Here is a 10,979-nt window from a genome sequence, read left to right on the forward strand (position 1 = left end):
CAGTCCGCAGACCAGGAAAATCCTTTTCATGGTGTATTCCGTTAAGACTGTTGTTTTAAAGGGATCGTCAGGGTTCTTTCCATCCAGCCACCCCGACCATCTGAAATCAGTTCAAATACTTCAACGCCAGTCGCGTCAATCGAGGCAATCCGGCCATTGTTGCGCCCCAGGTAATCCCCCTGCTCCAGGCGGTGGATGGCGCCATTGGCCCGGAGCAAGACACTGGTCCCCAGGTCATTGGAAAGCGTACCTACCATTTCGAACCGGGCAAGTTCGACCTCTTCCAGAAACGCTCTGACCCGGTCGATCTCTGACGCGCCATCTACCTGGCTTGGCTGCCAACTGCCCGTATTGCCCTCGTCCGACGCCTGAAACGGGCTGCGCAGCGCCATTGCACCGTAGGCCAGTGCCTTGCGCGGCTGTACCTCGGGAATAGCCGCAATGGTGGTGGTTTGAGGGACCTGCGCGGCCCGCAAGTACGCGTGTAGCTGCGTCGTGCTTTGCGCACTGTCGCAACCCGCCAGGCCCGCCAAAAGGCCTGTGACCAGCAACCCGAGCCCGGCCCTCACGGGATCATCCCCTGATCGTGATTGCGATAAGTTCTGGCCAGCAGCGTCATGCGCAACTGACCGTCAGCGCCGTTACCGAGCGGGGCGAGGGTGAAGTCATGCGCCGTGACAATGCGGGACAAGCTCGACAGGCCACTGATGAAAACACCCAGCGCGTGATAGCTGCCTGTGAGGGTCATGTGCAAGGGCAGTTCGGCGTAAAAAGGCTGAAGCACCTCGGGCGACCACTCGATGTGCTCGACAAGCAGGCCGCTGGCCAGGCTCAGGCGAGAGATATCGTCAAGCAGGCCGGGGATTTCCGACTGACCGGGCAAGCGCTTCAAGAGCGTGCTGAATGACGCCTCCAGCACCCGCACCTGAGTGGCATAGACCTCCAGGCCCGCGGACCGCGAAGCCGTGGATTCAAATTCGGTTTTAAGCGCGGCTTCAGCCTCGCGCTGTTGTTGGAGCTGAGTCAGCGGCAAGTGGAGCACCAGCGCATACCCCAGCGCCAACAGGACCACCACCCATGCCAATGCCATGACCGCCTTGCGCCCCGGCGACCATGCGCCAATCTGCCCATGACCCAACTCTCGCAGATCAATACTGCGCAGGCGTTCCAGCCATTGCGCAGGCATCAGAATGGCCCGCCCGCGTGCAGGGTCTGACGTACCGTCATCTGAAACAACCGGTCATGCCCGCCCTCCCGCTCCGGGCCTGCCTTCACATCAATCAGCGTCGGCGTTTCCAGCCAGTGCGAAGCATCGAGATTGCGCATCAGCTGCGCAAGCAGATTACTGGACTGAGCCGACCCGGTAATGACGATGGTGCCCTCAGTCATTTTGACGTCGGTGAAATGCACCCCGTCCGGCAAACTGCGCGCCAACTGCTCAAGAATGATTCCGCTGTCCGATCGATTGCCCTGAAGCGTCTCGATCGTCTGCATTCGCTCAAGCAACTGTTCGCGGCGCATTTTCAACGCATCGATTTGCTCGGCCCGCCCATCCAGTTGCGCCATCGCACTGCGGATCAACCCGTTACGCGCCAGTTGCCGCTCTACGGCGCTGTCGATCAAACGATCAAGAACAAACATCCCCCCCATCACCGCTACTGAAAGGGCACCCAATACGATCAAGAAACGCCTGCGTCGTTTTTCACGCAACGCAGCACGCCATGGCAACAAATTGATCTTCGCCATTAATCAAACCCTCGCAAGGCCAGACCACAGGCAGTCAATAGCACAGGAGCATCGCAGAACAAGGCTTCGGGTGCGAGAGCAGGGTTCAGTTTCATGGCTGCAAACGGATCGGCAACGCGAGTTGGAATACCAAGCCGGGCCTCGACCCATTGGCTCAGTCCGGTGCTGCCGGCGGCTGCACCAGCCAGCACGATCAACCCGACCTTAGCCCCGACAGCCGATTCGGCAGACAACCCGATCTCACGCCCGAGATGCTCCACGGCCGCGGACTTGAAGGCGTCATCGCCCAGAGAGCCCCGTTCAAACAACCACTCATGGCAATAGATGACCCGGCTTTGCGACACAATGCTCAGCCGCGCTAAAGGGGGCGAAAAATCCGCCACGGCCACTGCTTCGCGGGCACTCGAACCCGTGACCGAGCGCAGCATCCAGTCGAGTCCGCGCACCAGGGCCAGAGCCTGCACATCGATAACATGCGGCTTCAACCCCGCACTCAGCAGAACCTCCTGATGCCACTCAAGCACCTCCTGGCGGCACGCCACCAACACGATCTCGACCTGATCCGAATGACGGGGGACAACCTCCTGGACGTCGTAATCCAGGGCCATCTCCTCAAGGGCATAAGGGACGTATTGCTCGGCTTCGAGGCGGACGTAAAGCTCGAGTTCGTTCTCGCTCAAGCCTGTTTCCACTTCAAGGGTTTTACAGATGACCTGCGTATCCGGCAGTGCCGTAACAGCATCACGCGCCATTACGCCAGTATTGCCCAGCGCCCGACGCAACACCTGTGCGACACTTTTTGCCCCGGTGCTGGTCAGATCATCGACATAGCCGGCCGACAGCGGTTCTATGGCATAGGCATGCAGCTCAAACGTATTGCCCATGCGGCTCAGTTCGACCACTTTTATCGACTGGCCGCTGATGTGAACACCCACGTACCGCGGGCGTGTTTCAAAAAATAATCCGGACATTGGTATTTTCCTTAATCCAATCCGTGACTTACGGGAGGGTAAAAAATGAGATCCGTTCATAACCCGTTCTGACATGTGGCCCATGACGCCCTTGGGCGAAAAATGCTTATAATGCCGGGCGTTTTTTTCCGTATCGTCGACCCGGCGCAGCTGCGCACTACCCTGACGTGCACACCCATTTCTTAATCTGGAAATCCAAAAGCCTTGATTCGTCTGCTGAAGTTTTTCGGGTGGTCTTTCGTTGCTGTGTTCTGCGGGCTCCTGCTCGCGCTGAGCGGCGCGTTTCTCTATCTTAGTCCTGGCTTGCCGTCCGTAGAGTCGTTGAGAAGTATCCAGTTGCAGATTCCTTTGCGGGTCTACACAAGCGATGGAAAACTGATCGCAGAGTTTGGCGAAATGCGCCGCTCTCCGATCAAGTTCGCCGACATTCCGCCCAATTTCATCAATGCTTTACTCTCAGCAGAAGATGACAACTTCGCCCATCATTACGGGGTCGACCCCAGTAGCCTGATGCGTGCCGCGACCCAGCTTGTAAAAAGCGGACACATACAATCGGGGGGCAGCACCATCACCATGCAGGTGGCGAAGAACTATTTCCTGTCCAGCGAACGCAGCTTTTCCCGCAAAACCAACGAAATCCTGCTGGCCCTGCAAATCGAACGCGAACTGACCAAGAACGAGATTCTTGAGCTGTACGTGAACAAGATTTACCTGGGCAACCGTGCTTACGGCATCGAAGCTGCCGCACAGGTTTACTATGGCAAATCGATCCGCGATCTCAGCCTGGCGCAGATGGCCATGATTGCCGGCCTGCCTAAAGCCCCTTCGCGCTTTAACCCGCTGGCCAACCCGGTACGCAGCAAAGAGCGCCGCGACTGGATCCTGGGGCGCATGTACAAGCTGGGCAAAATTGATCAGGCCAGCTACGAAGCGGCCATTGCAGAACCGGTCAACGCCACTTATCACGTACCGACCCCGGAAGTCAGCGCACCTTACATCGCAGAAATGGCCCGCGCCGAGATGGTCGGGCGCTATGGCAGCGAGGCTTACACTGAAGGCTATCGCGTGACCACCACGGTGCCGAGCGACCTGCAGGTGCTGGCCAACGACTCGGTTCATGAAGGCCTGATCATCTACGACCAGCGCCACGGCTACCGCGGCCCAGAGTCGCGCCTGCCCGGAAAGACCCTCGACGCCTGGAGCCAGGAGCTCGCCAAACAGCGTCCATTCAGCGGCCTTGAACCGGCCATCGTGACCCGGGTCGACAAAGACGGCCTGCAAGTCCTGACCCGAAGCGGTGAAGGCCGTGTCGCGTGGGACACAATGAAATGGGCCCGGCGCTTTCTCAACACCAACAGCATGGGGCCGATGCCCAAGCAACCTTCGGATGTGGCACAAGTCGGCGACCTGATTCGCGTCCAGCCGCAAGCCGATGGCAGCCTCAAATTCAGCCAGGTGCCCAACGTACAAGGTGCGCTGGTGTCGCTTGATCCGAACAACGGCGCCATTCGCTCACTGGTCGGCGGCTTTGCATTCGAGCAGAGCAACTACAACCGCGCCATGCAGGCCAAGCGTCAGCCGGGCTCAAGCTTCAAGCCTTTCGTCTACAGCGCGGCCCTGGATAACGGCTACACCGCCGCCACCCTGGTGAACGACGCTCCGATCGTGTTCGTCGACGAGTATCTGGATAAAGTCTGGCGCCCGAAAAACGACACCAATACATTCCTCGGCCCGATCCGTGTGCGCGAAGCACTGTACAAGTCGCGCAACCTGGTTTCGATCCGCTTGCTGCAAAGCCTGGGCGTCGACCGCACCATCGACTACATCAGCAAGTTCGGTTTCAACAAACAGGACCTGCCGCGCAACCTGTCGCTGGCCCTGGGCACTGCCACCCTGACCCCGATGGAAATCGCCACCGGCTGGAGCACGTTTGCCAACGGCGGGTACAAAATCACACCGTACCTGATCGACAAGATCGAAAGCCGTAACGGCGAGAGTCTGTTCGTGGCCAATCCGCCTCAAGTGCCTGAAGCAGCCCGCAAGGATGTACCGCAGGAAGCCGAAGCACTGACCATCGACACCATTAACGCCGCACCCGGCCTGCCGACCGTCGAAACCCGGGCCGTGGCTGAGCGCATCATCGACGGCCGCACCGCCTACATCCTCACCAGCATGCTGCAGGACGTGATCAAGCGCGGCACCGGCCGCCGTGCCCTCTCGCTGGGCCGTACAGACCTGGCGGGCAAAACCGGTACGACCAACGAATCCAAGGATGCCTGGTTCTCCGGTTACAACGCCGACTATGTCACCACCGTGTGGACCGGCTTTGACCAACCCGAAAGCCTCGGCCGTCGCGAATACGGCGGCACTGTCGCGCTGCCGATCTGGATCAGCTACATGGGCGGTGCGCTCAAGGACAAACCGGCACACACCCAGCCCGAGCCTGAAGGGATCCTGAGCCTGCGCATCGACCCGACAAGCGGCCGCATTGCGTCTCCAGGCACGCCTGGCGCCTATTTCGAGCTGTTCAAGAGCGAAGACACGCCACCGACCAACAGCGAGTTTGGAAATGGCTCTGCGCCAGGTACACCGCTGCCGGCAGACGAAGGGGCGCCAATCGACCTCTTCTGATAGAGGGCGCTATGGGTATGCAGCAAGACGGACGCTTGCTGCAATCTAACCCAAATCCAGAATATCCCCTGTGTAACACGCGCCGATCACGTGATCACGCAGGGGATCATCCACTGAAGCCATATCGACTCGCACCTCCGCCTCCTGAGGTGCCATGGCCAATGGTTCAGCGCGGGTGTTTTTGCTGTGGGCAAGCCATCGCTCCAGGCTGTCCATCAACTGCTCAGGCTGTTGTGCGAAATGGCCGTAGACATCAGCCTGCGTAGGCACCTCAAACCTCATGCTGTTCAAACGCGTACGTGTGACATCGACCCGGTTGTGCTCGCGTATCAGCAGCGTTCTGGCGCTCGCTTGCGCCTGCACTTTCTTGTCCGGCAGCGTCGCCATCTCGATGAATTGAGTACGCAATTGCCCAGAGATTTGCTTGAACGCCTGGTCGACGAAATCAAACTCACGACTGCTCACCCGTGAAGTGCGGTTCTCCAGCGCCTCTTTATAGCGACGCAGTGCAGCCCAGCAATTGGGGATATAACTGTCCACCATAAAGTGATGAGCCATGTCGATTAACTGGCGAAGAAAGCTGTCGCGCGCGGGTAAACCGTTATTTTGCCCGAGCGCGGCACTGCTCACGGCATGCTGAATAACCGTATCGCATGCCGGCGCCCATAACAGATGCGACACCCCGCCCGGCCCCAATTCCACGGGCATAAAATGGCGAAGCGTGCCGTGATGCTGATAAGGCTCGCCGGTCAGGTTGGTCAGCCCCAGCGCGAACACCGAGAGCCCAACCGGTACATTGCTGAAGGTGAGCACAGCACCTGTGCCATACACCGGGGACTTGGTATTCATCCAGGTCGCCGGCACGCTGGGGATCGGGTCGTTGTGGTTGACGGTTCGGTGATGCACCAGCGACTGCGCGGCGCTGACAAACGTGGCATCGTCAGCGCGGGGCGCGCCGTAGGTGTAGAGCAGGACGTCGTATCCTTCAGGTCGCTTGCACAGCATTTGCGAAAGAATCAACGCAATGGCTCCGCCAAGGCTGTGACCACAAATCAGGATTTTTTGGCCGGCGTGGAATTTGTCGAGGTACCTGCTTACAAAGGCCGCCGCCACTTTTGCAGCCTCATAAAAACCACGATGCACCTTGCCCTCTCCCTCCTCAAAAGGCACTTGCAGCGCATCGGCATCACGCAAAAAATCCGCACCCGCGCTGGTACCGCGAACGGCGATCACAACGACCTCATCGTTATGGCTGACAAAGGCCTGGGTGTCGGTACCTTCTGCCCCCTCCTTGGTATCATCGAGAAAGTGAAGGTTGGCGGGGTTCTCCTGATCCGGCCCCAACAAAGGGTTATTGGCCGGGTATAACTCCGGGTCAAAGGGCACGATCTCCAGCCGCCTGGAATACGGCACGTCTTCATACAACGGGTAATAAGGCTCGGTCTGCTCGGGGTTGACCTGCCAGTTTTCCTTGAACGTGGCGAGCTTATCGCCAAACCAGTTGCCCACACTCGGCTCCAGCGGAAAGCTGACCGTGGGAGCGGTGACCGGCTGCTCGTCGGGCTCCTGGCCAAAAGGGCAATAGCTCAACGTCGCCATCAAGGCCAATTGATACAGGTTAAGTGCGCAAAAGGCCGGATCGGTCGACAGCATGGGCCGCAAAGCCCGTAGTGGGCGAACTTCCAGTACGGTATGGCGCTCTGGCGCAAGACAAACACCGAACTCCCCCCGCGGCCACATCAAACGGCGAGCCCCCACGTCCAGTGGAAAGTGCCGCGGCACTTTCGGTGGCAAGTGCGAAACATGCTTGACCAAGTGCCGAACTTCGATTTGATAATATTCATCCGTGGCGTTGCTCAGCGCCGGTTTTTTTGCAGTTCGCGAACCGTCCTTGTTTGCATATCGCGTGTGTTCGGCACGTACCTGAAGCTCAGTTATTTTAAGAGGATAGTGCTCACGCCTCATCAATGTTTTGTGATATTTAACTTTTCCTTCATAAGCGGCCACCATCATTATCACAATAGAGCCCGCGCAATGATTCTTGACTTCACCCACACCCGAAGAATCCAAATAACCGCTGTATTTCAACCCTTCAATATCCATCACCTCATAGGCCAACCCCGCGTAAGGTACACCCGAACCGAATTCATCAACCAATTGAAAACTCGTTCGTTTACCTTGCACAGGACACGCAAACATCCGGCCTTTTAAATCAACATTTTTATAACTGTCAGCTTTATTCATCTACCACCTCCCTATTCTGTACAGCCCGGATAAATAGTGCACTGCCTTCCGTCCGGCATCATGAAATGGCTGAAGTCTTTATAATTTTCATCACAAAAAGCATATTGATCCTCAAAACCTTCACCCATACAGCGTTTCCAACCATTAGGTACTTTCACCCACGTATCACCCATATAGGGCCTTTCTTCCGCCAGCAGTTTGATTTTCATCTTCACTGTCTTACCGGGCAATTGATCCAGGGTATAACCCGCAACAGGGCGACCACGGGTTAACGCCCCCGTGGCATCGGTATCTTTACAATCAAGAATCTTTCTAAGAACGCGGGGTTTACCCGACGTACGAAACAACCACTGGCATTGCCCGTAAAAAGTACTTACACCGTCGGCGTTAAAATGCTCTTTATATTCAATGGGCAGCTCTTCACGAAACACGACCCCAGCACTATCTCCACCCTGATCGCTCCAGCCCGCACCATAAACAGCGTTAATATCCAGCCTGATATGACTAATCACCAACGGGCAACCACTCACGGTGCGATAAAGCGCTATCGTCGAATCGGGCTTGTACTCTTTTCGCCAATGCCGATTAAATCCAACCCAAGTATTCTTGCCACCGGGCACCCTGCACGTCTCGCCTTTGGCCGGAACATAAACAGCGGAAGCACGATAATAAACATTGGGCGGCAACTCGGCGGTGAAGGTAAAGGTCTCCGACTTACTCGGTGAACAGCCCGAGAGACTCAACAGGCCACAGAACAACACCAGTCCCTTAAATACGCTCTTCATCAACAGAACCCCTTATTCCGTACAGCCCGGATAAATAGTGCACTGCCTTCCGTCTGGCATCATGAAATGGCTGAAGTCTTTATAATTTTCATCACAAAAAGCATATTGATCCTCAAAACCTTCACCCATACAGCGTTTCCAACCATTAGGTACTTTCACCCACGTATCACCCATATAGGGCCTTTCTTCCGCCAGCAGTTTGATTTTCATCTTCACTGTCTTGCCGGGCAATTGATCCAGGGTATAACCCGCAACAGGTCGACCACGGGTTAACGCCCCCGTGGCATCGGTATCTTTACAATCAAGAATTTTTACTATTCGCCGCTTCGAGCCCGATGTGCGAAACAACCACTGGCATTGTCCGTAAAAGGTACTTACACCGTCGGCGTTAAAATGCTCTTTATATTCAATGGGCAGCTCTTCACGGATGGCCACGCCAGCGCTATCCCCACCCTGATCACCCCAATCCTCACCATAAACAGCGTTAATATCCAGCCTGATATGACTAATCACCAACGGGCAACCACTCACGGTGCGATAAAGCGCTATCGTCGAATCGGGCTTGTACTCTTTTCGCCAATGCCGATTAAATTCGACCCAGGTATTCTTGCCGCCCGGCACCCTGCACGTCTCGCCTTTGGCCGGCACATAAACAGCATCCGCATGATAATAAACATTGGGCGGCAAGTCGGCGGTGAAGGTAAAGGTCTCCGACTTGCTCAGAGAACAGCCCGAGAGACTCAACAGGCCACAGACCAACACCAGCCCCTTAAATACGCTATTCATCAACAGACCCCCTTATTCCGTACAGCCCGGATAAACAGTGCACTGTCTTCCGTCTGGCATCATGAAATGGCTGAAGTCTTTATAATTTTCATCACAAAAAGCATATGGATCCTCAAAACCTTCACCCATACAGCGTTTCCAACCATTAGGTACTTTCACCCACGTATCACCCATATAGGGCCTTTCTTCCGACAGCAGTTTTATTTTCATCTTCACTGTCTTACCGGGCAATTGATCCAGGGTATAACCTGCAACAGGGCGACCACGGGTTAACGCCCCCGTGGAATCGGTATCTTTACAATCAAGAATCTTTCTAAGAACGCGGGGTTTACCCGACGTACGAAACAACCACTGGCATTGCCCGTAAAAAGTACTTACACCGTCGGCGTTAAAATGCTCTTTATATTCAATGGGCAGCTCATCACGAAACACGACCCCAGCACTATCTCCACCCTGATCGCTCCAGCCCGCACCATAAACAGCGTTAATATCCAGCCTGATATGACTAATCACCAACGGGCAACCACTCACGGTGCGATAAAGCGCTATCGTCGAATCGGGCTTGTACTCTTTTCGCCAATGCCGATTAAATCCAACCCAGGTATTCTTGCCGCCCGGCACCCTGCACGTCTCGCCTTTGGCCGGAACATAAACAGCGGAAGCACGATAATAAACATTGGGCGGCAACTCGGCGGTGAAGGTAAAGGTCTCCGACTTGCTCGGTGAACAGCCCGAGAGACTCAACAGCCCATAGAACAACACCAGCCTCTTAAATACGCTCTTCACAAAACACCCTCGCCTTGCGAGAACCCTGCCATCTGGCTGACTCTTTCGAAGTGCATGTGTGGCGTTTCATCAGGCCGTGGGTTCCACGCATCCGGGACGCCGTAGCCGGGGCGCGGAAGGCTGTGCAGCGCTAGAAATTGCAGGTGTTCTTGTTCCAGCCAACCCCACTGTTCAGCCTGTATCCGTTGCGCATGTATCCACGCAAGAGGCCTTCGATGCCTGGCCAATTGCCGAAGTGCCTCGTAATGGTGGGCCAATAAGTAGCGGTACACATTGATGACATGCACCTGTCCGCGCAGACGGCCTGGCGTTGGGACCTGCAGCCATTCAGGCATGGCTGGCAACGGGTACTCCCCGGGCGCCGGGTTGTCTAAAGCAAGCCAGTGTTCGCCCTGCCAGTAGCACAGGCTGATCGTGGGGCCCAGGTAAGGCGGGAGTGCATCTGGCGATAGATGATCAAGCGCACGGGTTAGCGTTCGGTTGTCGTGAAAACGGTACAGCGCTTGATTGGGGCGCGAGTCGAGCAAAAATCGTTGGCGCCAATGCTCCAGCAACGCTGGCAGATCACCTTGAGCGATACTGGCCAGCCAACCCCAGTTACGTTCGGGCGCGCCCAAAAGGCCGGACAAGGCCTCAGTGTCAGCCCTGCTGAGCAAAATCAGGTACGGCCCGGCATTCGCCAACCGGGCCACCGATGTTTGGTCATAAACGCTGGCATAGCGGTCGCAAGCGCGACCATTGAGCAGCGTCTGTCGGGTCTCCATCTCGCCCAGCGAGTCCAGAATCAGGCACAGCTCACGACCTTGACGGTGTTGCTCTTCTATCCATTGCCAGGGTGATACAGGGCTCATCACAGGCCTCCTTCAGGCAAGCACATAGCGTTTTCGCAGGCCTCGCACAGCGGGCAGAATTCAACGCCTGAGTCATGCGTTGAGGTCATCAGTCTTTGCTGATAAGACGCGAGGGGGGCCGGCAAGGCTTGCGGCGCAAGCAGGCGTTCAGACTCACCCGGCAACAACGGATTCGCCGG

General features: G+C 56.5%; 11 protein-coding genes. 1 reads left to right on the forward strand and 10 read right to left on the reverse strand.

Annotated elements, in window-relative coordinates; all coding sequences use genetic code 11:
- Positions 1–41 precede the first annotated feature (41 nt).
- The 4 genes from AWM69_RS17060 to pilM are packed head-to-tail and all read right to left on the reverse strand — an operon-like array spanning position 42 to position 2,717.
- Positions 42–569: a pilus assembly protein PilP gene (locus tag AWM69_RS17060; RefSeq protein WP_218727640.1), complete on the reverse strand. Its 528-nt coding sequence runs from the start codon at positions 567–569 to the stop codon at positions 42–44.
- Positions 566–1,186, reverse strand: coding sequence for a type 4a pilus biogenesis protein PilO (locus AWM69_RS17065; RefSeq protein WP_218727641.1), 621 nt, complete (start codon positions 1,184–1,186; stop codon positions 566–568). Before AWM69_RS17065 ends, AWM69_RS17060 begins: the two co-directional genes overlap by 4 nt.
- On the reverse strand, positions 1,186–1,746 hold the full coding sequence (locus tag AWM69_RS17070; RefSeq protein WP_218727642.1) for a PilN domain-containing protein: 561 nt from the start codon (positions 1,744–1,746) through the stop codon (positions 1,186–1,188). Before AWM69_RS17070 ends, AWM69_RS17065 begins: the two co-directional genes overlap by 1 nt.
- Positions 1,746–2,717 (reverse strand): type IV pilus assembly protein PilM, encoded by a 972-nt coding sequence (pilM, locus tag AWM69_RS17075; RefSeq protein ID WP_218727643.1) that lies wholly within the window; start codon positions 2,715–2,717, stop codon positions 1,746–1,748. Before pilM ends, AWM69_RS17070 begins: the two co-directional genes overlap by 1 nt.
- Before the next feature lie 207 nt (positions 2,718–2,924).
- On the opposite strand from pilM, the gene AWM69_RS17080 reads away from it, so the two are divergent.
- Positions 2,925–5,348, forward strand: a complete 2,424-nt coding sequence (locus AWM69_RS17080) for a penicillin-binding protein 1A (protein ID WP_373274332.1) — start codon at positions 2,925–2,927, stop codon at positions 5,346–5,348.
- 45 nt (positions 5,349–5,393) lie between these two features.
- Here AWM69_RS17080 and AWM69_RS17085 read toward each other — a convergent pair whose 3' ends face one another.
- The 6 genes from AWM69_RS17085 to AWM69_RS17110 form a co-directional block, all read right to left on the reverse strand.
- Complete coding sequence (locus tag AWM69_RS17085) at positions 5,394–7,592, reverse strand: lipase family protein (RefSeq protein WP_373274330.1); 2,199 nt, start codon at positions 7,590–7,592, stop codon at positions 5,394–5,396.
- A gap of 11 nt (positions 7,593–7,603) precedes the next feature.
- Complete coding sequence (locus AWM69_RS17090; protein ID WP_218727646.1) at positions 7,604–8,377, reverse strand: hypothetical protein; 774 nt, start codon at positions 8,375–8,377, stop codon at positions 7,604–7,606.
- Positions 8,378–8,389: 12 nt separating this feature from the next.
- Complete coding sequence (locus AWM69_RS17095) at positions 8,390–9,163, reverse strand: hypothetical protein (RefSeq protein ID WP_218727647.1); 774 nt, start codon at positions 9,161–9,163, stop codon at positions 8,390–8,392.
- 12 nt (positions 9,164–9,175) lie between these two features.
- Positions 9,176–9,949: a hypothetical protein gene (locus AWM69_RS17100; protein WP_218727649.1), complete on the reverse strand. Its 774-nt coding sequence runs from the start codon at positions 9,947–9,949 to the stop codon at positions 9,176–9,178.
- Positions 9,946–10,800, reverse strand: a complete 855-nt coding sequence (locus tag AWM69_RS17105) for a DUF4123 domain-containing protein (RefSeq protein WP_218727651.1) — start codon at positions 10,798–10,800, stop codon at positions 9,946–9,948. Before AWM69_RS17105 ends, AWM69_RS17100 begins: the two co-directional genes overlap by 4 nt.
- Positions 10,800–10,979: hypothetical protein (locus AWM69_RS17110; RefSeq protein WP_218727652.1), on the reverse strand; the 180-nt coding region annotated here is incomplete at its 5' end. The genes AWM69_RS17110 and AWM69_RS17105, both read right to left, overlap by 1 nt.

This window comes from Pseudomonas sp. D1HM (genome assembly GCF_019266105.1).
GTDB lineage: Bacteria > Pseudomonadota > Gammaproteobacteria > Pseudomonadales > Pseudomonadaceae > Aquipseudomonas > Aquipseudomonas taetrolens.

Bases quoted from the DNA above. Each gene is read 5' to 3' on its own strand.
- AWM69_RS17065 (WP_218727641.1), bottom strand. From the start codon at position 1,186: ATGCCTGCGCAATGGCTGGAACGCCTGCGCAGTATTGATCTGCGAGAG.
- AWM69_RS17070 (WP_218727642.1), bottom strand. From the start codon at position 1,746: ATGGCGAAGATCAATTTGTTGCCATGGCGTGCTGCGTTGCGTGAAAAA.
- pilM (WP_218727643.1), bottom strand. From the start codon at position 2,717: ATGTCCGGATTATTTTTTGAAACACGCCCGCGGTACGTGGGTGTTCAC.
- AWM69_RS17085 (WP_373274330.1), bottom strand. From the start codon at position 7,592: ATGAATAAAGCTGACAGTTATAAAAATGTTGATTTAAAAGGCCGGATG.
- AWM69_RS17090 (WP_218727646.1), bottom strand. From the start codon at position 8,377: ATGAAGAGCGTATTTAAGGGACTGGTGTTGTTCTGTGGCCTGTTGAGT.
- AWM69_RS17095 (WP_218727647.1), bottom strand. From the start codon at position 9,163: ATGAATAGCGTATTTAAGGGGCTGGTGTTGGTCTGTGGCCTGTTGAGT.
- AWM69_RS17105 (WP_218727651.1), bottom strand. From the start codon at position 10,800: ATGAGCCCTGTATCACCCTGGCAATGGATAGAAGAGCAACACCGTCAA.